This is a genomic window from Shewanella sp. 30m-14 (assembly GCF_052977125.1).
The window spans coordinates 58,949-80,126 of the sequence record NZ_JBRILW010000015.1; the positions used below are offsets into that span (position 1 = coordinate 58,949).

General features: G+C 44.1%; 19 protein-coding genes and 1 tRNA gene. 8 read left to right on the plus strand and 12 right to left on the minus strand.

Annotation, left to right across the window (positions count from 1 at the left end):
- The 3 genes from flgB to ACVBIU_RS12595 all read right to left on the minus strand — a co-directional run bounded on the left by flgB (position 1) and on the right by ACVBIU_RS12595 (position 2,466).
- Positions 1-399 carry a flagellar basal body rod protein FlgB gene (gene flgB / locus ACVBIU_RS12585; protein WP_447163919.1) on the minus strand — a complete coding sequence of 133 codons (399 nt, stop codon included), beginning with the start codon at positions 397-399 and terminating at the stop codon, positions 1-3.
- Positions 400-562: 163 nt separating this feature from the next.
- On the minus strand, positions 563-1,402 hold the full coding sequence (locus tag ACVBIU_RS12590) for a CheR family methyltransferase (RefSeq protein ID WP_447161467.1): 840 nt from the start codon (positions 1,400-1,402) through the stop codon (positions 563-565).
- 143 nt (positions 1,403-1,545) lie between these two features.
- Entirely contained in the window at positions 1,546-2,466 is a 921-nt protein-coding gene (locus ACVBIU_RS12595; protein ID WP_447161432.1) for a chemotaxis protein CheV, read from the minus strand.
- Between the two features lie 296 nt (positions 2,467-2,762).
- On the opposite strand from ACVBIU_RS12595, the gene flgA reads away from it, so the two are divergent.
- The 3 genes from flgA to ACVBIU_RS12610 all read left to right on the plus strand — a co-directional run bounded on the left by flgA (position 2,763) and on the right by ACVBIU_RS12610 (position 4,395).
- The gene (gene flgA, locus ACVBIU_RS12600; protein WP_447161433.1) at positions 2,763-3,470 is read left to right on the plus strand and encodes a flagellar basal body P-ring formation chaperone FlgA; all 708 of its coding nucleotides are present in this window, start codon (positions 2,763-2,765) and stop codon (positions 3,468-3,470) included.
- Positions 3,471-3,567: 97 nt separating this feature from the next.
- On the plus strand, positions 3,568-3,885 hold the full coding sequence (gene flgM / locus ACVBIU_RS12605; RefSeq protein ID WP_447163918.1) for a flagellar biosynthesis anti-sigma factor FlgM: 318 nt from the start codon (positions 3,568-3,570) through the stop codon (positions 3,883-3,885).
- Positions 3,886-3,969: 84 nt separating this feature from the next.
- Positions 3,970-4,395: a flagella synthesis protein FlgN gene (locus ACVBIU_RS12610; protein ID WP_447161435.1), complete on the plus strand. Its 426-nt coding sequence runs from the start codon at positions 3,970-3,972 to the stop codon at positions 4,393-4,395.
- Between the two features lie 702 nt (positions 4,396-5,097).
- On the opposite strand, the gene ACVBIU_RS12615 is transcribed toward ACVBIU_RS12610, so the two are convergent.
- Both ACVBIU_RS12615 and ACVBIU_RS12620 read right to left on the minus strand, forming a co-directional pair.
- Positions 5,098-5,544 (minus strand): LPP20 family lipoprotein, encoded by a 447-nt coding sequence (locus ACVBIU_RS12615; protein ID WP_447161436.1) that lies wholly within the window; start codon positions 5,542-5,544, stop codon positions 5,098-5,100.
- A complete protein-coding gene (locus ACVBIU_RS12620) occupies positions 5,545-6,174 on the minus strand; it encodes a FlgO family outer membrane protein (RefSeq protein WP_447163917.1) in 630 nt (209 codons plus the stop codon).
- Between the two features lie 375 nt (positions 6,175-6,549).
- Between ACVBIU_RS12620 and ACVBIU_RS12625 the strand changes: the two genes are divergently transcribed.
- Both ACVBIU_RS12625 and ACVBIU_RS12630 read left to right on the plus strand, forming a co-directional pair.
- The gene (locus ACVBIU_RS12625) at positions 6,550-7,719 is read left to right on the plus strand and encodes a flagellar assembly protein FlgT (RefSeq protein WP_447163916.1); all 1,170 of its coding nucleotides are present in this window, start codon (positions 6,550-6,552) and stop codon (positions 7,717-7,719) included.
- Positions 7,720-7,929: 210 nt separating this feature from the next.
- Positions 7,930-8,005: transfer RNA gene (locus ACVBIU_RS12630), tRNA-Arg, on the plus strand.
- A gap of 222 nt (positions 8,006-8,227) precedes the next feature.
- Here ACVBIU_RS12630 and ACVBIU_RS12635 read toward each other — a convergent pair.
- Complete coding sequence (locus ACVBIU_RS12635; RefSeq protein WP_447161439.1) at positions 8,228-8,980, minus strand: class I SAM-dependent DNA methyltransferase; 753 nt, start codon at positions 8,978-8,980, stop codon at positions 8,228-8,230.
- A 635-nt stretch (positions 8,981-9,615) separates the two neighbouring features.
- Here ACVBIU_RS12635 and ACVBIU_RS12640 point away from each other — a divergent pair.
- Positions 9,616-10,476 carry an N-acetylneuraminate synthase family protein gene (locus ACVBIU_RS12640; RefSeq protein WP_447161440.1) on the plus strand — a complete coding sequence of 287 codons (861 nt, stop codon included), beginning with the start codon at positions 9,616-9,618 and terminating at the stop codon, positions 10,474-10,476.
- 101 nt (positions 10,477-10,577) lie between these two features.
- Here ACVBIU_RS12640 and ACVBIU_RS12645 read toward each other — a convergent pair whose 3' ends face one another.
- The 6 genes from ACVBIU_RS12645 to ACVBIU_RS12670 form a co-directional block, all read right to left on the minus strand.
- The gene (locus ACVBIU_RS12645; protein WP_447163915.1) at positions 10,578-11,813 is read right to left on the minus strand and encodes an ATP-grasp domain-containing protein; all 1,236 of its coding nucleotides are present in this window, start codon (positions 11,811-11,813) and stop codon (positions 10,578-10,580) included.
- A gap of 3 nt (positions 11,814-11,816) precedes the next feature.
- A complete protein-coding gene (locus ACVBIU_RS12650; protein ID WP_447163938.1) occupies positions 11,817-12,569 on the minus strand; it encodes an SDR family NAD(P)-dependent oxidoreductase in 753 nt (250 codons plus the stop codon).
- Positions 12,569-14,347: a 1-deoxy-D-xylulose-5-phosphate synthase gene (locus ACVBIU_RS12655; RefSeq protein ID WP_447163914.1), complete on the minus strand. Its 1,779-nt coding sequence runs from the start codon at positions 14,345-14,347 to the stop codon at positions 12,569-12,571. Before ACVBIU_RS12655 ends, ACVBIU_RS12650 begins: the two co-directional genes overlap by 1 nt.
- A gap of 2 nt (positions 14,348-14,349) precedes the next feature.
- The gene (locus ACVBIU_RS12660) at positions 14,350-15,561 is read right to left on the minus strand and encodes a methyltransferase domain-containing protein (protein WP_447163913.1); all 1,212 of its coding nucleotides are present in this window, start codon (positions 15,559-15,561) and stop codon (positions 14,350-14,352) included.
- Between the two features lie 33 nt (positions 15,562-15,594).
- Positions 15,595-16,539, minus strand: a complete 945-nt coding sequence (locus tag ACVBIU_RS12665) for a class I SAM-dependent methyltransferase (RefSeq protein WP_447163912.1) — start codon at positions 16,537-16,539, stop codon at positions 15,595-15,597.
- Positions 16,540-16,652: 113 nt separating this feature from the next.
- Positions 16,653-17,627 carry a hypothetical protein gene (locus ACVBIU_RS12670; protein WP_447163911.1) on the minus strand — a complete coding sequence of 325 codons (975 nt, stop codon included), beginning with the start codon at positions 17,625-17,627 and terminating at the stop codon, positions 16,653-16,655.
- 343 nt (positions 17,628-17,970) lie between these two features.
- On the opposite strand from ACVBIU_RS12670, the gene ACVBIU_RS12675 reads away from it, so the two are divergent.
- Both ACVBIU_RS12675 and ACVBIU_RS12680 read left to right on the plus strand, forming a co-directional pair.
- Entirely contained in the window at positions 17,971-19,920 is a 1,950-nt protein-coding gene (locus ACVBIU_RS12675; RefSeq protein WP_447161446.1) for a glycoside hydrolase, read from the plus strand.
- Positions 19,921-19,923: 3 nt separating this feature from the next.
- A complete protein-coding gene (locus tag ACVBIU_RS12680; RefSeq protein ID WP_447163910.1) occupies positions 19,924-21,147 on the plus strand; it encodes a cytidylyltransferase domain-containing protein in 1,224 nt (407 codons plus the stop codon).
- Positions 21,148-21,178 lie beyond the last annotated feature (31 nt).

The following is a 21,178-nucleotide window of genomic DNA, read 5'->3' on the forward strand; positions in this document are numbered from 1 at the left end:
TTAACTGCCTCTAAGTGCTTTTTTCATACCGGCGAACTTACTGTCAAGAAAACCCAGTGACATTTGATATTCCAGTGCGTTTTGCATAAAAGAAGACTGCTCTTGCTGAATATCAACCGTGTTACCGTCACCCGTATCAGGCTGATTTGGCACCCGGTAGCCCACATGTTGCTGAGTTAATGCCGCCATATCGAAGTGTTTAGTATCGTTTTTAGCCATAGCTAAACCCGATTGCTGAGATTGAGCCGCCCCCATCGCTTTAGAAAAATCGATATCACGGGCTTTATAATTTGGCGTATCAGCATTTGCAATATTTGAAGACAGGATCTCTGCACGCTGGGAGCGAACGCCCAAAGTGTATTGATGAACCCCTAATGCTTTGTCAAAACTAATCGCCATAAAATTGCCTCCTCAGCTCGATAGTTAGAACAAAGCAATAGTTGTGCCAAATTAGAGAGATACTTGAAAGATTAGCTAGGAGACACATTCAACATCGAATGCTAGAGATAAAAAACGCGTCACAAAGACGCGTTAGTAGGAGCAGAGTCGAGCAAACAAAGCATTAGCCTCGTTTTTGATAGTAGATCCCAGGGTTACAACGCACCATATCAAATTCATCAGACAGACCCGCTATAGACTCGGACGCGCCTAGAAACAGTATGCCGTTAGGATTTAACGCGGCAGCAAATTGCCGTAGGATTTTCCGCTTTGCCTCTGGTGAAAAATAGATCAACACATTACGGCAAAAAATAATATCGAACTTGCCTAGTAAGGTATAACTTTCTAGCAGGTTATGGGCGCGAAAATTGACTAAGCGCTTAACGTTGTCTTTAACAACCATGTTGCCTGAGGGCAAAGCATCAAAAAACTGACGTTTGCGTTCATCAGACAAACCACGACCTAAGGCAAGATTATCGTATTGCGCATTTTTACAGCGCTCAAGCATAGAGGGTGACAAATCTGTTGCCAGAATACTTGCACTGGCGGGTAAGCTGCCAGGCTTGCGCTGTTGATGCTCTAATATTGTCATGGCTAACGAATACGGCTCTTGACCTGAAGAACAGGCTGCAGACCAGATTTTTACCGGTCGGCCTAAACGACTAAATGTGGGTAAAATCGTACTCGACAATAACTCGAAAGGATAACGGTCGCGAAACCATAAGGTTTCATTTGTCGTCATAGCATCGATAACTTCAGTGCGCAATTGGCGCTCAGTCGGTTTCATCGAATGCTTAACCACGTCTGATAAGGATGGCAAATTATATTTGCCCATAAGAGGTGCTAGTCGGCTACGCACCAGATACTGCTTATTTTCTCCCAACACAATACCGCTGTGCTGTTCTAAGAATAATCTAAATTGATTGTACTCATTCTCAGCAAGAGATTTATTCGCCACTCTAATATCCTAATTCAGTAAAACAAACCACAGTGGTCAATCAACATCGACCACGGGTAAAAACGAACGCAGGTTTATACCTTAGCATCAACACAAACACAAGCAAGCTATGGTTTATGCTGATACTAAATAACGGCAACTAATGGCAACTACAGGCTTAAATGCTTGTTTACCGCTGCGGCTAACTCATCAGGGTTAAACTTAGCGATAAAATCGTTAGCCCCCACCTTTTGCACCATCGCCTGATTAAACACACCGCTTAATGAAGTGTGTAATACCACTTTAATGTTTCTTAGCTTAGGATCATCACGAATTTCGGCGGTTAAGGTATAACCATCCATCTCTGGCATTTCAATGTCAGAAATAATCAATGGGATCTCAGTTGATACGTCATCAAGCTCTGCCGATATCGCCCGCAGTTTATTCAACGCTTCTCTACCGTCTTTGGCTGTATCTATTTGTAAATCGAGCGAAGTGAGCGCGCGAATAATTTGCTTACGAGCGACCGATGAGTCATCAATCACCATAATGTGGTAATGCTTATCACGGTCAATCGTTAAGGCATCATCCAGCTCTTTACTGGTGTTAGTGTTAACGGGTGAAATTTCATCAAGAATTCTCTCAACATCTAAAATCTCAACTAATTCGTTTTCAATTTCAGTCACCGCGGTCAGATAAGAGGATTTGCCCGCCCCTTGTGGTGGCGGCATAATGGCTTCCCAGTTCATATTAATAATTCGCTCAACTGAACTGACCAAGAAGCCCTGCACACTGCGGTTATATTCTGAGATAATAATGAAGCTGTTTTCAATATTCTCGATTGGACGACCACCGGTTGCCGCACTCAAGTCAATCACCGAAATCATCATACCGCGAACATGAGCAACGCCGCGCACCTTGGAGTTCAATTTTGGTAAGTTTGTTAAAGGTGGACACTGCAACACCTCTTTGACTTTAAAAACATTAATACCAAATCGTTGACGTCCATTTAGCTTAAATAACAATAATTCTAGGCGGTTTTGTCCAACCAATTGAGTCCGTTTATTGACTGATTCGAGAATATTCGACATACATTTTTTGCCTTGTACCTACTCATGTAGGCGATATCTATTTCAATTTAATTAGTGTGTGTAAATAGTCGTTATAATTTGGCTACACTCGGTGTATTTCACACAAGGTTTCACGCCATATTTCACACAACCATCACTTTTAGGCACATTAATTGCTTACTTGGAGCTATCCAAGCGAGTACGGCCTTTTCAGTCAAACTAATGACGCCAACCAATCCAAAAGGATAAAGATGACTGCAGTTCAGCACATAACACAATATTGTCGCATATTAGCGAATCAAGCCACTGCATTCATTATGAAAATCTACTTTTGCATCATTTTAGTTGTACTTTTGACCCCAATGGCGGCAACTGCCACTACAGCTGCCAGTATTCCATCTGTATCGACCATTTCTCAATTAGCTATAGCGGCTATTGAAGAAAAAATTGAAGCGCCTGATAAGGCAAAGATTAATATCAGCCCTCAGAGCCTAGATACGCGTGTCAACTTACCCAACTGCTACTTACCCATCACCGCCGAAATCGCCAGCGATCGTGCTATCCGCCGTAACAATACAGTTAAAATTAGCTGCAACAGTCCAGATTTAAGTTATCCATGGCAGATGTTCTTATCGGTAAGAGTGGAGATCCTGTACCCTGTTGTAGTCGCAAAATCGACCATGGGGCCGGGTGATCTGTTATCTAGAGACGATATTGCACTCGAATATATTGAGCAAACCACTTTGCGGGGCCAACAGTTTGAAAGTATCTCCGAAGTGATAGGGGCGAGATTAAAACGACGTGTCGCACCGGGGCACCCCATTTTTGCCAACCAACTCTGTATTGTGTGTAAAGGCGATAGCGTGTCGATATATGCGCGCTCTGACAATTTTGAAATTAAAACCGTTGGTGAAGCACTGCATGATGGCAACGTGGGTGATAAAGTTCGCATAAAAAATAGCCACTCCCATAAAAAACTCGATGCTCGCGTCACTGGCGTTGGCCAAGTCGAAGTAAGAATGTAAGAATGTACGAATAGAAGAATGTAAAAAGTCCTAAAGTAACCAGTGATGCTGCCGATAGCATGGGTAAGAAACTCTTTTTTAACTGTTGGATTTCAAAATGGCTATTGATATTAAACAAGTAAACCCTCACGCCAATACGCGAATTAGTACGGGTGCGAGTACCAAAGCAACATCAGCACAAACTGCGCCAACAACACCCACTCCCGCCGCACAGAAAGGCGACTCGGTGTCGATTACCGCACAGGCTCAACAGATCCAAAATGTACAAACTAAGATGGCTGACATGCCAGAAATAGACCAAAAGAAAGTAGACGAAATTAAAGCCGCAATTGCCGAAGGGCGTTACAAAATCGATCCAGATAAGCTTGCAAGTAACATCGCAAACTTTGAAAATAATCTTAAAGATTTAAAGTAAGCGCTATGTGCTAGCTTATGTGCAAAGTAGGACATAACGGGTCAAAGCAGCGAACTCAATAGAGCGAAAATTAACAAGGCCATTATGACAAATTTATCTCAACTCCTTAGCTCACAACACCAAGTGTTGACTGAGCTAAACGCGGTTATTAGCCAAGAAAAACAAGCCTTGCATGCTCAGCAAGCCGATGTTTTGTTGTCGTTAGCCAGCACTAAGGCAAACCTATTGGCTAGCCTTAAACAAAATGATGAGATGATTGCCGTTCAGCCTGATCTAGCCTTATTAAAAACCGATCCTACATTATCTACACAAGTGACCGACACCAAAGTCTTATTAGCCGAGTGCCAACAACTCAATGCTGAAAATGAGTCACTGATTGAATTAAGTTTAGCCAGCTTAAATCGATTCTCACAAGCGCTACAGGTAAGCCGAAATGCGTCGAGCCTAACTTACGATGGCAAAGGAAAAACCTCTAGTATTTCAACGCTTGGAAATAATTTAAAAGCTTAACGGTTTTAAATGAAGGACGCTTCGCTGCGAGGACGTGACTTTGTCTCAATTGAATGTCACTTCGAGAGCGTCGCGTTGCGACTTCTAGATCCTAGGTTAAAGCTAAGACAGGAAACGCGAAGACGAACGGCCTTCGGCCTTACGGCAACATGACTGTTTAATTTAATTGAAGGTCACTACAGAACGCTTCGCTTACACAAAAGCAAAGAGCCTAGACATTACAGAGCCCACCGTAACAACTAACATAACGTATCATCGCAATTGTAGCTTGAGCTGTAGCTTGAGCTGTAGCTTCGGCTTTAGCCCATCAAAGCTTACGTATCACTTCAAAACTGACGGCATAAAGGCCGACCTACTTTATAAAGAAGGTACGAGGAAAGGCAGGTACTAGGTTAAAGCTAAGACGGGAAACGCGAAGACGAACGGCCTTCGGCCTTACGGCACGTGACTGTTTAATTTAATTGAAGGTCACTACGGAGCGCTTCGCTTAAGGAAAAGAAAAACGACGGCATTAATGCCGACCTACGAAAAAAGAAGGTTCTAGGTTCTAGGTTCTAGGTTCTAGGTTCTAGGTTCTAGCAAAGCATAAAGATCAAAGCAATTGCATAAATAAAACCAATGCAAGCTTTTGACTTTTCTTGCGCTTTTCCTAGGACCTAGAAGCGAAGCGTCCTCGAAGTGAGCCTGCGAACGCCCTGCCCCTTAAAAATACGTAATTTCTTTCACTCGTTGCGAGCGGTGTTGCTGCTGATATAGTGCCCATACTTGCTCAAAATCTAACTCTAGTTCCGTCACATAATGCTCACCAGCAGGATAACTTTTTACTATTTTAGCACCACGAATAACGCCCGATACAGACGCTTGAATTTCATCACTAGATAACATCCAGTCACTCATCTGGCTACTTGCACTCAATTGTTGACCATAAACCTGCTCTGCAAGTTCGCGATACGCCGCAATTTTCGAGGCTTGCATTGCCATTAATACACGCTGAGAATGTTCAGCTGCAGGTTGAGTGTCCAGCGGTGCATAACCGATTGCGCTCAACTTGGGAAAAGAGCGTGGCGCCTCTGTTTCATACTGCACATAGCGGTCTTGTGCCGAGCATGCACAAAGGGTTAACGCGGCACATAAAATAACGGCTTTCATCTATTTATCCCCTACTATTTTCACCGATTGCAGCCCGCCTTGGTTATTGCGATAAAGTAACCCATTTTCTGACACTACCTTTTCTGAAACGCGAATATAACCAGGCATCGCAGCGGCATTAACAAAACCTTGCGCCGCCGATACCACACGGTTATTAGTCACATTGACGATTCGGCTATTAATTGCCACCCCTTGGGTCGATAAACTCATCGTCGAAACCACCACATTCTCAACCGGTAAGTCTGAGGACAATTGCTGCCAATCACGACTCATAATAAACTCACCATCAGCAGTGACCTTAAGGGCATCACTGACATTAATATCAACTAAATTGAACTGATGATCATGTAACGCCGCAATCAAACCTTGTTGATATTGCAAAGCAAGCGCATTGGTCGATGTCATATCTGATACCAATACCGGGGTTGCCACCAGCAATGGCTGATTTGGGCGCAAGCTGTCGTTTTGCCGAACCAGTTCATTGGCCATCTGTTGAGACAAATGATTTATCGCAGCGGTATGCGGCAAACCATAACCGTTAGCCATCTGCTGCTCAGCGGGATTATCGCCCTCGGTGCTTGCACAGCCGATAGTCAGCAGTAAAGATAGAAAAATAATGGGCTTATACATGTTTAAACTTCCTATCAGACGTTAATCACTACAACGAGTTGCAGTAATCGTTCCGACCTTATCCGTACGCATAAATGCTATTAAATTCATATCGGCAAAGCAGCCCAAAACTTTATCTATTTTGGCCCTAAACTTCTCAGACCTAGCTCAGTGTCCTCTTCTACACAGCTGTTAATAAAAAATCATCGAGTACTCCTGCTAAAGGATAGCCACAAATCTGCCGATACAGGCACGTTAATTGCTTAACTCATTGCTAAAAGGCAGGTTTGTCAGTTATCCGGCACAAAGCTATGCAAAAAGCTATGTCAAACAAATATGCAGAGTAACTATGCACAATAACCATGCCATCAATTTCTCGAAAACTGGACAGGTAAGATGAAACCAGCGCTATATTCAATCACAGCACTCGTGTGCTTAATGTCATCCGTTGTCACGTTGCCAGCACAAGCCAAGTGGATCACTGCCAGTGGCCAAGCAAAAATTACCGATAACAACGTCACTCAAGCAAGAGAAAACGCCATTCACCAAGCCGTAAGTTATGCCACGTTACAGTCCGGTGCACGCTTTAGTAGCCAACAAACCGTCAGTAACGGCCAATTAATCAATGACACTTTTGCCATGGCACATCAGGCGCAAAGCCAAAATGTTGAACTTATCAGTGAGCGTATTGAAAACAATGAAATCACCGTCAATGTTCGTATCGATATCATTGAACCGCTCAACGACACTTGCCAAAGTAGCCAGCTTAAAGCGGCCATTTTAATCCCCCAGGCATTAATCAAAGACAGAACCCAGCTTAGAGTCGGCAATATTGGTCTGTTCGAGCAAAACCTGTCAGAGCGTTTAGCCTTCACGCTAGAGCAACACTCTAACAGTAGCTTTCCACTGACCCATGCCAATGAGCGTTTAGACATAGACCAAGCTTTAATTGATGTGCGTGGCTATCGCTTACCTAGCTGGTTGAGTGAGATAACAGACAGCCAATATATTCTGCTGCCAGAGATCATCGATATATCAACTGAAGATTTCACCAGTACCCTTGGGCTGTGGGACAACGACCCCATGCGTAATTTTCAAATTCGAGTATCGCTCTTTCATGGTATTAGCGGCGAGAAAGTCTGGAGTCAACAATACAGCCAAGCGGCAGAATGGGAGTTTAAGCGCCAGCAAACGGTTAACTCTAATAGCACCAGTTTCTGGAGTTCTGACTACGGCCAGGTAATTGATCAAATTTTGGCTCAAGTTAGCAATGATTTAGATAACAGCTTAAATTGCCGCCCACTACTCGGTCAGGTGGTATCTAAACAGGCCGATAGGATTATCCTCAACCTAGGCAGACGCCACGGCATTCGAGTCGGTGACACGCTTCAACTAGTATTGCAGCAAAATATGCCCGATAGACTCGATAACATGCGCGCGGTGGCAGGAAAAAGTAAAGCGACCATCACCATAGATCAAGTGACAGAAGAAAGTGCTACAGCGGTATTAGATGGCATCGCCGCATCGCTCAATATTCAAATTAATGACTTGGCGATAAAGCTATAACTGGAGCAGGCTTAAGCCTGCACTAACTGAACGACAGGACTGCACTAAAATGACTGGCTAACATTACTGGCGTAAATTGCAGGTTAATCACTAAATAAATGGGATTAGCCTGCAAAATGCTCAGCCGCAGAACATTTATTAAGCAACTAAATTTAAAGACTTTTCATCAGCTCTTTTCATCTAGTGTAAAACCAGTATAATCAGCATCGTCTCCCTATAGCTCAACAGGATAGAGCAGTCGCCTCCTAAGCGATCGATCGGGGTTCGAGTCCCTGTGGGGAGACCATATACACTCCTTTGTATATGCTATTCAATAAGCACCACCGTCTTAAACGTTTCAGTATCTAAAATAAAATTTCGCTAGATTAAACAAGCTTAAGCTAAGTAGGTTGTTTACGATGGGACTTTGAGCATGCACTTTATCTATTCACGTTCTGCTTTACGCGCAGGATCATTTTTCATTTAAGTTTGCTCAAATAATACTGCGCGGCGAATATTATCGCGATGACTAGATTTTCACACAGGCAAAAATAGCGTTGCCTGAAATGCCATCCCAAGGCGTCAGCCTGTCGTAGTCATGTTCAAGGATATGCACTTCAAAGTAAGGCTGCAGTAACTGCTGCAATTGTGCAAATCCGACCGCGACCATAGGGTGTTCATCTTGCCAAGACTGGGTGATATCGCCGGTTATTTTTTGAATGCTGAGTTTAAGCGCCTGTTTTTCACCGTCACCCGAGTAATACCAACCTGAGCTAAACACAAACTGACTGTCTTCATGAGCTGCGCTATGGCTAACCACTGAGCTGTTGTCTATTCGGGTCTTTTTTACGGCGTTAAAACAAAACATACCGCCCGTTGCTAACGCGCGATGTACGCTGCTAATGCACTCTTTCAGTTTTTCAATACCATCGCTGTAGTGGATGGAATACAGAAAACAGGTGATCAAGTCTAATGGCTCATCGACCGTGAAATTGGCCATGTCATGACACACAAAATCGGCTTCAGGGCAACGTAGCTTAGCAATATCGAGCATCGGCTGATTGATATCTAGGCCGCTACTTTGAAATCCATTTTCAATAAAATATTGAACATGGGGACCTGTACCACAGGCTAAGTCGAGATGGCGGACGCCTCTATTGCCGAATAATTGATGCAGACGGCGAATGCAGTCACTTTGTGCTTGATAGTTAATATCGGCACACATCAAATCATAATAACCAGACAGGTCGGTGTATAGCGCGTTAGTTTGCGTTGTCAGCAAGGGGGTTTACCGTGAATTTTTTGGGTGGCGCATACTATACTAATTGTCGATATTTGCGAAGCAGATAAATGCTCACTTTAAGCACAGTTCTCACATTTTGTTCATTATAGGCAAAGCAGCCCATTCTCCCTGACATTGCGCCACAATTACGGAAAGTTATGTGTGCACGATAAAACCTTACAAGGAGAGTCAATTTAAGCGTACAGTTCAGTGCACTAAACCAAAAGATGGACTTTAACTACCAAAAAAACCGATAGCCAACTTTATCGCAACGCTCCTCTATAACTGCTACCCTCCGCACTTCCATAACAACTATCTTCCATAATAATTGACTCTCCATAATAATTGGCTTCTCACAATATTGCTTATGCGCTTATTAAAACAGAGCCTTTTAACCAGAGCCATTAACCAGTGCTCTCACCTATCATCAATATTTTTTGCCAAAACGACTAAAACTGCACGAAAACCTGCCGATAGCGTTAAATACGATATGCGTTAGGATAACGGAGTCGAAGGCCAGAATGAACATCAAAGAGTGTGCTATCCTCTGCCGATTATCCCAGTGCAATCAATATGCTTACTTTAACTGAAGCAAGCAGCACTAAAATCATCCTCGAAAATAGGAAGTATAAAATATGAGTCACCCCCTATTTATTGCAGAAGTCTCTAGCAACCACCATAAAAGCTTAGATCGCTGTATCGAGTTTATCGAAACTTCTGCTGCGATTGGCTGTGATGCCGTCAAATTTCAACTTTTTAAAATTGATCAGCTATTTTCTGCTGAAATTTTAGAGAAAAGCGCAATGCATCGTGACAGAAAAGAGTGGGAGCTACCTGTTGAGTTTATTCCTGCGCTTAGAGAGGCCTGCGAGCATTTTAACATCCAGTTCTCTTGCACTCCTTTCTATCTTAAAGCTGTGAAAGAGCTCGAACCTTATGTGCACTTTTTTAAAATTGCCTCATACGAACTACTGTGGACTGACTTATTGATTGAGTGTGCCAAAACTCAACTCCCCATTGTTATATCAAGTGGTATGGCGACAATTGAAGAGATTGACGCTGCTATCGCGACCTTAAAGGAACACGGCGCAGAAGATATCACCTTGCTGCACTGCGTCTCTGCTTATCCAACGCCAGAAGATCAATGTAACCTTTCAGTATTACAAAGCTTTAGAGAACGATACGGGATTAAGGTTGGCTGGTCTGATCATACGGTGTCGCCTGCTGTGCTAAACCGCGCGATTCATAAATGGCAGGCCGATACGATTGAGTTTCACCTAGACCTTGATGAGCAAGGCGCTGAATACGCTGCGGGTCACTGCTGGTTACCTCAGCAAATAGCGCCAGTGATCCATGGTGCTAAGATGATTGAAGCCATTGATGGTAACCCGATTAAACAGTTTGTACCCTGTGAAACCTCAGATAGAGAGTGGCGCGCCGATCCGGTTGATGGCCTGCGACCTTTTAAGAAGATTAGAGCAAGCTTTCAAGGATAGTTTTAGTATTAATAGCCATCATTCGACACAAACAAAAAAGCCCTTTTAATACATTTAAAAGGGCTTTTATTTTAAGACGAGACAGCCAAGCTCAAAACTGATTAAACGCTAGTTTCAATGTTAAGCGTATCGTATACCCACTTCACTCTTTGCTCTAGCTGTTGTCGATTATCCGCCGTGACAATAAACACACCGAATCGACTTGCATGGCTCGTGGTCTCTGGCACGATATCGCCCACTTGATACCAAATATCGAGCTTTTTAACGAAATCCTTTGCACGAACCGTCTCAATACCAGAGATTGAAATAACCTTGCCTGGTGCTGGAAAAAAGTAGCGATTGGCGACTGCTGTATCAATAACAGGGGTTAACTTTTCGAGCTCTGGCTGCTCACCGAGGGCTATTTTTAGCGCCGCCTCCACGTAGTTAATACCTAAACCGAGTGGCACCAGGCTTTCTGAAAAGTCACCGCCACTTAAACGGGTTGCAACCTCAATAACCTTAGGGCCCGATTCGGTGTAAACGATATCGCCTTTGATCACGCCATCGGTCACCCCTAACGCCAGTGCCGCTTGTTCAACCAAGGTTTCGACTTTTTGCCTCTGTTCACCTTGGATTAAACTGGGCTGCCAACCACCGTTCTCAATAATATTGGGTGCAAAGCGACTGAGCATCTCATAATTGCGATCGACATATCCTGGAGTATAAGCGCGTCCTTGGTACATGATGGTTTCAGTACTAATTTGTGGCCCCGCTAAATACTCTTCTACCATCACCTCGCCACAAAAAGACTCTGCTTTAGCCGTATTGTATAAAGCGTTTAAATCTGACGCTTCAGTCAATAAAAATACACCTCTTGCCCCCGAGCGATCAAGCGGCTTGATGATGAGTGGCAGGCCTCTTTGTGCAACGATATCAGCCAAATGTTTAGCTGATGCCAATAAGCTAAACCATGGAATTGCCACGCCATGGTGTTCAAAGCATTGCTTCATTTTAAGCTTATTAGTGGCAATCGTTGCCGCTTCAATCGGTATGTGTGGCACGTTAATATAGGCGGCCAGTTGCGCCACATATTGCGATATATCACTGCCCATCACACATACGGCATCAATTTTACGTTGCTGGCTTTGATACTCATCGACAAAGGCCTTTAGCGCATCGAGATCCATGGTGCTGACAACGCTGTAATCGTCGGCAATATCAAAGCCTGCCGACGCTGGATTGCCATCCACAACGACTGTGTATAACCCCATTTTATTGGCCGTTTTAATCAGAAATAACTGATCGCGACTGCCACCGAGTAACAATACCGTTTTTTGATTTTGCATTACCGACATGCATTAAGCTCCTAAAATGGCGCCGCCGCTCACTGCTAATACTTGAGCCGTCATATATTGCTGCTCATCAGAGGCCAGCATAACGCACGCACTGGTAATATCCTCCATGCGAGCCGCCTTTTTTAGCAGCGTCATATCAATCACCTTTTGACCTGCTGGGCTATCGATCTCATCGGCAGTTTGGTCAGTACGTACTATTCCAGGAGCAACTGCGTTGACTAAAATATTGTGCTCTGCACCGTATCTTGCAATCACTTTTGTTAAGCTGTTTAGCCCAGCTTTAGACACTGCGTAATGAACGGTTTTAGGCCCATGATATTGCCCCGCCACTGATGAGATATTAATAATGCGGCCACCTTGCTGCGCTTGCATATACGGAAAAACTTCTTGGCAGCAAATAAAGGGGCCTTTAAGGTTAACTCCCATTATCTCATCCCAAGCTTCATCGGTGACTTCGTCAAACCAGCCGCGCTTGTTGATCCCGGCATTATTAACCAAGATATCTATCTTGCCAAAGGCCGAGACCGCTTGCTTAAACAGCTGCTTTATTTCCGAACGCACTGAAACGTCGGCCTTAACCGCAATGGCATTATGCCCCTCTAGATTTAGCTTATCGGCTAACGCCTGAGCTTGCTCTGCGCTATGAACATAGTTAATTACGACTTTGGCACCTTGAGCGCAATATTCTTGCGCAATCGCAGCCCCAATACCTCTGGAAGATCCCGTAATAACGGCAACTTTACCGGCTAAACGCATCACTTGTTTACTCCTAAATAATCTGGCCATTGCTGCGCTATTTGCTCTATGATCTGCCCTGGCATCATACCGCACTCAGTGCTGCACTCATCCTTACTGCCTGGGTAAACGAACTTGTCATTGACGCCACTTCTAAGTACTTGCTTTGACACGTTTGCGTCTGCCAGAGTTTCAAGGATCAGTGAACCAAAGCCGCCATTAAGCACGCTTTCTTCTAGTGTGATTAGATGCTTAGTGTGTTCAACTAGCTCAATAAATCGCGCTGCTGGGAATGGCTTTATCGACTGAACGCAGATGATACCGTAGTCTTTCCCCTGCGCTTTGAGTAATGCTTTAAGCTCATATGCTGCCGCTAAACGATTACCCAAACACACCAAGTAGCCATCACTTCCCTTTGCAGCCACCGATAAGCCACAAGACTCAACGATGCCAGCGTCAGGTTCTGGACTTGGGATAGGCTCATACGGATACAAAATCACCATCGGCCCTTTCGGGTTAGCAAGGCGTTTCTCAATTAATGCAGTTAAGTCGCCAGAACTGACTGGATACACCACTTGCATGTTAGGGAATGATCGCAAGTAAGGGATATCGTAAATACCGTGATGAGTGGCGCCGTCATAGCCTGCAAAACCTGCTCTGACACCAAATACCGTGACAGGTAAGTCCATGTAACAAGCATCGTGAATAAGCTGATCATATGCGCGCTGCATAAAGGTGGTTTGCATGCATACTACGGGCTTTTTACCGCCTAACGCTAAACCGCAAGCCATGCCTACCGCTTGCTGCTCTGCCATGCCCACGTCAAGCGCACGATCTGGATACAGTGCTAAACACTCATCCATTGATGATGCATAAGGCGTGGCTGGTGTCATGGCAAATACATCTTCATCGGTCGCCATCTTTTGTTTTAACGCTTCTGCAGCCACAACAGCATAAGTGCGGCCAACAACGGTTGCGGCGGCACCTTTACCGGTTTGAGCATCGAAAGGCATAGAGAAGTGCATCTTGTATGGATGTTCTTTAGCGCAAGCTAAGCCCTTACCCTTCTCTGTTTTAACATGCACAACAACAGGGCGAGCTAACTGTTTAGCAGCCGCTAACTGTTCGAGTAAGCAGGCGATATCGTGGCCATCTTCTACGAGTAAATAGCCAAATCCCATGCCTTCAAAAAATGCGCGGCTATTTTGCTGCCAGTTTTCACCCGAGGTCAGGTTACGCATACCGCCAACAGATTTAGCAATCGCCATCTCGTTATCATTAATCACAATAACAAGCTTATTGTCTTTATCTTCCGCGCAATAGTTCAGCCCTTCAAATGCCATACCTTCAACCAGTGAACCATCACCAATCATTGATACCACATAGTTAGCCGGCGATGTGAGCTTAAGTGCTTTAGCGTAACCCGATGCGATAGACAAAGAAGTGCCTGCATGTGAGGCATCAATTGCATCGTGATCACTTTCATCACGGGCCACAAAACGATTCATGCCGCGGTATTGATTCAAAGTGGCAAAGTTATCAACTCGGCCGGTTAAAATCTTATGGGTATAGCCTTGATGGCCTGTATCGAAAATAATCTTATCTGCAGGTGAATCAAACAGTGCATGAATCGCTATGGTAAGTTCAACCACTGATAAATTAGCGCCAATATGCCCGCCTGTCGCCGAAATATTGCTGATCAAAAACTGTCTAATGTCTTCGGCTAGCTGCGTTAATTGTGCGCTAGATTGTTGCTTGAGTGCATCGAGGGTCGGCACAATCAATTGATGGGTATTCATTATCAATCCTTACTATTAGGCTTTACGCAGATAAGCACAGTATTGGTGCCGTAGGGGTCTGTTTCATCATAAATAATGCCAGCTTTAATACCGATCACTTTAACGACAATAAAGTATTGATTCACTAATGCCAGTAACTCGTCTAGTGAGTATTCGATTAAATGACATGAGTTAACTGGAATATGACCAATGCTGTTTTGAGGGGTGCTTAATACCAACACACCGCCGGGTTTCAGTACGCGCTTAATTTCACTTAAGCACTCATGTTCAGGCACATGCTCTAAAGTTTCAAAACTGGTGACCGCATCGTAAGACTCATCGCTAAATGACAACTTAGTAATGTCTTCGACAAAGTATTCGGTATTAACCGCGCTGTTGTGCTGCTTTGCAAATTCAACACTGAGTTCGTCTAAATCGGCTCCGTGCACCTCTTTTAGGTGACTCGACATGATATTCACGCCGTAGCCATCGGCGCAGGCAATGTCGATAATCTTCATATCAGGCTTAAGGTGTTGCAGTGCGAGCTCATAATGGAATCCAAGCCTGTCACCAGAAACGATTCGATGCTCGTTTACCTCTTGGCGCGGAATTGCATAAATTTGTGTTGCCAAGCGGCGACACTCGGTAAGGTATTCATCACTATAGCAAGGTAAGTCAGTTAAAAACTCGACGCTAAAACGCTGAGCATTCATTGAGAAATAGCACTTAGGGTGCACACGATACTTTGCATCTTCAGCTTGTGTTAGTTCAGCATCTATCGCTTTAAGCGCGCCCACACGGAAGATTTCAGAAGTGAAATGCACCGGAAAATCATCCGGTAATTTTATGCAGTCGAGTTGCTTGCTGATGGCAGTATCGAGCATGTTCAAGCTCGCCTGTGGATCGAAGCAAAAATGAATACCGTCAACGCGGATCACATAGTCGGTGTCACTTAAGTCGTGGCTCGCTTCGATCATTCGGTTAAGCGGACTGGCATTATGACCGTAATAAAGAGACAAACGCTGGTCATCAATAAGTTTAACGATATCATCTAGCTCGCCGCCACGATCAAATTCAGGCGCAACTAACACAACATCTAAACCGACAAAGTGGCTCAACACGCGTCGAATAGTACGAACAACGGCTATTTCGTCTTCAACCATGCCCATACAGATATCGACACCACCCGCCCATGAACGCGAACTGGCTTGTACGAGTACTTTTGTTTTTATCATTTTCTATTCCTATTAAAGCGGGTTCACTTTGCGTTATTTGCTGCGCTTACGGGCATATAGGCAGATCTCTCTACCAATCCCTACTTCAGCCATCGATTGATACCACGCCCTTTTTAAATCGTTTTGGCCTGATTCAATTAGGCTCATTTCAAACTTCATTCTTTTCTTATGGCAAGCTCTGCCTAACTCGTCATTACCGACGTAGTTATCCCCCATCAATAAAAACATATCGATAGGAAAGCTCGACTCCTTTAAAAAGACTTCGAACCCAGAATTATTGAGTAATTGCGTCAATGAATTCACATCAAAGTAATTAAGGTGATGTGGCGGCGCTAACCACCATGGTTCAAGGCCATCAACCTCTCTTACTGTTTTTTGAAAAGGGTTGTAATCGTTAGGTACTGAAATACACAAAAGCCCTTCATCTTTTACCAGTTCGCTTATACAAGCTAATAGCTCAATAGGGTTTGGGATATGCTCCAATACATTACAAGCATGAACCACATCGAAGGGCTCAAAGTTAGCGACGCTGGTTGGGCTTAAAAAGTCTGTGACGACATCAACGCCAAGTTCTTTAGCATGCTCACTTGCTTGCTTTGATGGCTCAATGCCTTGTGTTGTCCAGCCACGCTGTAATCCATGGTGAAGGAAAAAACCAGGGCCAGCACCAACATCAAACACCCTTCTACTTTTCTGAGGCAAATTGGCTTCAAAAGTGTCGAACCGGTCGGCGAAAACTCGTTCCCACCAAGCAGCATCTTCATTACTTTGGCTCAAAAATAGTGGTTTATCTTTGCTGTAATACTCTTCGCGATAAACTTGCTCTAACTCTTCTGGAGTCGGCATAGGCATCACATGTTTAAAACCACACTCTTCGCAATCGATAACATCATAACCATGACGAGAATCGATGACTTTACCGCTGTGCTGTTGGGCTTCGCTGTTTACGCCAGCCATGTTAATTTCTCCTATACGCATTCTTCGCTCTATTAAGCAAAATGCATACCGATATTTTTTTGACGATTAAAGTGCGCAGACTATAGCGCTGGACTCAGTGTTAGCTAACAGACTAAATCTTCTAAAATACTTAACTATTTGGCCAAACCACGAGGTGAATATCGCGTTTCGAGTATTTTGGCCACGATATTATCAACCCCATTGCTAATTGAAATCCCTTTAGATTCGAATAGGCAAATTTTTTCAAGCTCATTCATAGCGACCGACTGGGCAATCCCTTCATTAACGAAGCTCTGACTGGCAATGTGGTGATCAAACTCCGTACAAACATGTATTGCAGGCACCTTGAGGGCGGCCAACTCATAAGCGCTCATCCCAAATGTGACCACGGCAAAGTCCATCTGCGCCATTAACTTGGCCATATTGGTGACATTTGAATGTAGGGTTAACCTGGCTAAAGGTATTTGCAATTGCTTGATTTGAGTCAGATCTGGATGTGTGTCTTTAATTACAACATGCAGGGCTAGATCAGCGTCTAATAGACGCAAATGCGCTATTACTGCGAGCGTTAATTGATTCGGGTCGGTGCCCCCCATCATGACCAATACATTTGTCGCACTATGTTGTTTTTTCTCAACCGAAACAAAGAACTCTTCTCTTAATAATAAATATTCCCAGCCAGAAAATCGCTGGCCACTAAAGCCTTGCCAATCCAGCTGTTCAACCAAGGGACTTGGAGGATAAAAGAGTAAATCACACCCGATGCGGTAGTCACTAGGTTCATCGATTGCGACGGTCAAAATGTTTGCTCGCTTCATCATCTCAATCGCTGCTATTGGCAAGCCGTCGCGAATATCACCGATAAAAATATCTGGGCAGCGCTGCTCAATTACATGCTGGCACCACAGCGTGTATTCCTGTTCCACGAGCATTATCGCAAAATCGAGCCCTTCTAATGTCTGTATTGCTAGAGGATGATTGTTGATAGCAAAAGTCACTTTATGCCCAGCGTTGGTAAAAGCCTTCGCGAGGCAGATACAACGTACAATGTGGCCCATTCCGACTTGGTTTGACGCATCGCAACGAAACATCACATGCTGAACACTCATATAGATTTAATACTCATAAATTGAATGTGACTGGCCTGCTTAAAACAACCCTTGCAGATTAAAATCTACCGTTTGCTTTAACACAAAATGAAGTGCATTTTTAACATTTTTAGCCACTAAACGGTAGCTTAGCGACGTGAATTGGCTAGGGTAAAATGAAGATGTGCTGCTAAAAAACACAATCTATGTCAATTTATCCTATTGGCTCGGCTAAAAGCAGAAAACCGTGCAGTGACTAGTGATTGAGTATCTTTGAGTTTATGCTTAAACTTGAGCCCATAAAGCAGGCAAACTCGCTGCATATCATCACAATAATAAAACTGAAATCGCGCTAAGAATCCTTATGGCTAATACCAAGATCCCAAATATCTACGCAATTTTCCATTTAAACCTCGCGTTTTCTTCTATCGATAGCAGTGAACATCAGCGAGTCGTTGATCTGTGTTATTGGCCGCTACTACACTTAATTGAATCAGATGCGATTCCACTGGGTATTGAGCTAACCGCTTACACATTAGAGTGCATTCAAGCAGTGGATCCAAGCTGGATAGCAAAATTTACATCCCTACTTCATGATGGCTGCTGTGAGCTGATTGCCAGTGGTGATAGCCAAATTATCGGCCCATTGATCCCATGTAAAGTTAACATGCAAAACTTACAACTGGGCCAAAGCAGTTATCAGGACTTGTTAGCTTACCAGCCTAAGATTGCCTATATCAATGAACAAGCGGTCTCGGCAGGATTACTCGATTGCTATATCGATTGTGGCTTCGAGGCTGTCGTCGTTGAATGGGACAACCCATTTTCACACAACAATGATTGGGACAAATCTTCTCGTTACCAGCCCCAAAAGCTCATTGCAGCGTCAGGCCGTACTATCAAAGTTATTTGGAATCATGCTGTTGCATTTCAAAAGTTTCAGCGTTACGCCCATGACGAGATCCCATTGGTTGAGTACCTAGAATATCTAGATAAGGCTGTCGTCGACTGCTGCGCGTTTTCGCTTTATGGCAGCGATGCCGAAGTATTCGATTACCGCCCAGGCCGTTTTAGCACTGAAAGTAAGCTCAATATTAATGAATGGCAACGGATCGCAAAGCTGTTTATCACCCTTAAACACAATGTCGATTATCATTGGGTAACGCCCTCGCAGTTATTAGCAGAAGAACGCCAATATTCAGCACTCAAAGTCCAAACAGCTGCCCATCCTATCTCGGTTAAAAAGCAGGCGAAATATAATGTCACCCGCTGGGCATTAAGTGGTCGCAACGACCTGATGCTTAACAGCCTATGTTATCAACATTATGATAAATTAAATGGTTCAACCCAAACAAGCGAACAGCAATGGCGTGCACTTTGCCGCCTTTGGGCAAGCGACTTACGAACGCACTTAACCCTTAATCGCTATCAAGATTTAACCCGTCGTTACCCACTAACCACTACGACAAGTCTGTTAGCTAATATCAGGGCCAAACATACGCTATCAAATCTGGAAAAGAGTGAGTATCACGTCCAGTTTTGCCAAGAACGAAACACGCTAAGCATTACACACCCAAAACTGACATTGGTGTTAAATGGTAAGCGCGGCATGAGTATTAAATCATTGGCTTTTGCGCGTCATAACTTCGAGCCGATTATCGGTACTCTACCCCATGGTTTTTTCGACCATATCAGTTACGCCGCTGACTTTTATTCCAACCATTTAGTGATGGAGCGATATAGTCACCGTGACCGTGTTACCGATTTAAGTTCATGTGATTTTACTATCACCGCCTCTAAAACGGGTCTGCTAATCACAGCGAACTTTATGACTCCTCAAGGGGGACTCTGTAAGTGGTACCGCTTAGAAGGTGACAAAGTGGAGTGTGGTTTTGACTTTGACCACCTCACCAGACCAGAAGCCACCATAAGACTGGGTTATCTGACGCTATTGAACTGCGAGAGGCGAAGCTGGTTTGCTTGCCATAATGGCGGCGCATTATTAGAAACCTATCATGCCGACCAAGATTTTAATCACGGTACTCCTGTTTCCTCGATAGTCTCTGCCAATAGCGCATTAGGCGCCACTGAAGGTGTTTTCTACATGGGCAGCGATAATTTAGGCCTCAGAATTGACTGGTCTCCAGGCCTGTGCGCCGCGCTGCCGATGCTTTCGAGTCAGGCAATTGAACAGCGTTATTTAAATCGAGCCTGGTTTTCTCTTGCCGAAGCTGATGAAACACTCAAAGCTGACGGCGACTTACTAAACTTTAGCTACTGCATCACACCTTGCTTAAAAACGGAGCTTTGCTAGCTTATGAATATCATCGCAATTATTGGGGCTCGGCTTAATTCGAGCCGTCTTCCCGGTAAGCACCTACTCCCTTTGGCTGGCAAACCCATCATTCAGCATATTCAAAATCGTCTTGAAAAATGTGAAACATTAACAGACATAGTGCTTGCGACCACACTCGATGACTATAACCAGCCTCTCATCGATTGGGCTAACCATAATAGCCAAGTCGTTGCCTACTCAGGTGACGTTAATGACTTGATGGGACGCATTAACCGTGTTGTTGAGCAATATCAGGCTGACCTTGTGGTATATATCTGTGGTGATTGTCCGCTTATTGATCCGGGCTTTATCGACCATGCAGTTAACGCTTTGCGCCAAAGCCCAGAATCGAACAGCATTACTCTCGACCCAAGTGTTAGTTCTATTCACGAAGGGATGGCCTTTTACACTCGCCAAGGTTGGAATAGTTTGTTTGCCAATAGCCTAAGCGAGATGGAAAAGGAGCATGTGGGTTACGCAGACAAAAGAGCTTGCTGCCTCAATGCGACAGTGATTCAAGACAGTGATGACTTTTCTGGTGTCAAACATCGAATTTCGGTGGATACAGATGCAGACTATCGCTTTATGCAGCAGCTTTATCAGCGCTGGTATTTAGAGCAACCCGCAGACTCTATCGTGTCGCTTAGTTGGGTGATGAAAACCCTTATAGCGGAAGGTTCGCTGCGGCAGGTAAATGCCCATGTCACCCAGAAAAAAGCGAATAAGAAATATCAATCTATCTCGCTATACAGCATTTACGACGCCGAAGATGATGCCATCTATCAACTGAGCGTCAAGCTCGGCGCCGCCCTTCAAGAGCGTTATGCTTTTGGGACTCAACTCCATGTGCTAGCGAATGAGCTTCTTGAGTCAATCCAGTCTCAAAACTGCCTAATTTATAACGATAAAGAGCTGTTTATTAGTGCATTAGAGAATGATGATAAAGCGTTAGGTCTTTGCTTATTTCCTAATGGGCAACAATTAGCAAAGAAGCTATCAAGGAGTGAACTCGGTCATTGCTTTAATGTTGAGTTGAGTGAGATAAGCTCTGCCTCAATCGAGCCTAACACAGTGACCGTCACGCCTATATGTTGCAGTTCAAACCCACAGCAAAATACGCCCCAAAACTCGACCACCAGCAATAACAATGTAATTGAGGCATTAAGTGTCAACCAGCTAAAGCAGCTCATAACGAGTCTGTTATAGGCTGTTCAGGATTACATTTATTGTCGAACGA

What these genes read in the sequence shown, in the direction of transcription:
- ACVBIU_RS12655 (WP_447163914.1), bottom strand. Translation starts at nt 14,347, where the DNA reads ATGAATACCCATCAATTGATTGTGCCGACCCTCGATGCACTCAAGCAA.
- ACVBIU_RS12670 (WP_447163911.1), bottom strand. Translation starts at nt 17,627, where the DNA reads ATGAGTGTTCAGCATGTGATGTTTCGTTGCGATGCGTCAAACCAAGTC.
- ACVBIU_RS12640 (WP_447161440.1), top strand. Translation starts at nt 9,616, where the DNA reads ATGAGTCACCCCCTATTTATTGCAGAAGTCTCTAGCAACCACCATAAA.
- flgB (WP_447163919.1), bottom strand. Translation starts at nt 399, where the DNA reads ATGGCGATTAGTTTTGACAAAGCATTAGGGGTTCATCAATACACTTTG.
- ACVBIU_RS12660 (WP_447163913.1), bottom strand. Translation starts at nt 15,561, where the DNA reads ATGATAAAAACAAAAGTACTCGTACAAGCCAGTTCGCGTTCATGGGCG.
- flgM (WP_447163918.1), top strand. Translation starts at nt 3,568, where the DNA reads ATGGCTATTGATATTAAACAAGTAAACCCTCACGCCAATACGCGAATT.
- flgA (WP_447161433.1), top strand. Translation starts at nt 2,763, where the DNA reads ATGAAAATCTACTTTTGCATCATTTTAGTTGTACTTTTGACCCCAATG.
- ACVBIU_RS12675 (WP_447161446.1), top strand. Translation starts at nt 17,971, where the DNA reads ATGGCTAATACCAAGATCCCAAATATCTACGCAATTTTCCATTTAAAC.
- ACVBIU_RS12615 (WP_447161436.1), bottom strand. Translation starts at nt 5,544, where the DNA reads ATGAAAGCCGTTATTTTATGTGCCGCGTTAACCCTTTGTGCATGCTCG.
- ACVBIU_RS12620 (WP_447163917.1), bottom strand. Translation starts at nt 6,174, where the DNA reads ATGTATAAGCCCATTATTTTTCTATCTTTACTGCTGACTATCGGCTGT.
- ACVBIU_RS12595 (WP_447161432.1), bottom strand. Translation starts at nt 2,466, where the DNA reads ATGTCGAATATTCTCGAATCAGTCAATAAACGGACTCAATTGGTTGGA.
- ACVBIU_RS12665 (WP_447163912.1), bottom strand. Translation starts at nt 16,539, where the DNA reads ATGCGTATAGGAGAAATTAACATGGCTGGCGTAAACAGCGAAGCCCAA.
- ACVBIU_RS12610 (WP_447161435.1), top strand. Translation starts at nt 3,970, where the DNA reads ATGACAAATTTATCTCAACTCCTTAGCTCACAACACCAAGTGTTGACT.
- ACVBIU_RS12650 (WP_447163938.1), bottom strand. Translation starts at nt 12,569, where the DNA reads ATGCGTTTAGCCGGTAAAGTTGCCGTTATTACGGGATCTTCCAGAGGT.
- ACVBIU_RS12645 (WP_447163915.1), bottom strand. Translation starts at nt 11,813, where the DNA reads ATGTCGGTAATGCAAAATCAAAAAACGGTATTGTTACTCGGTGGCAGT.
- ACVBIU_RS12625 (WP_447163916.1), top strand. Translation starts at nt 6,550, where the DNA reads ATGAAACCAGCGCTATATTCAATCACAGCACTCGTGTGCTTAATGTCA.
- ACVBIU_RS12680 (WP_447163910.1), top strand. Translation starts at nt 19,924, where the DNA reads ATGAATATCATCGCAATTATTGGGGCTCGGCTTAATTCGAGCCGTCTT.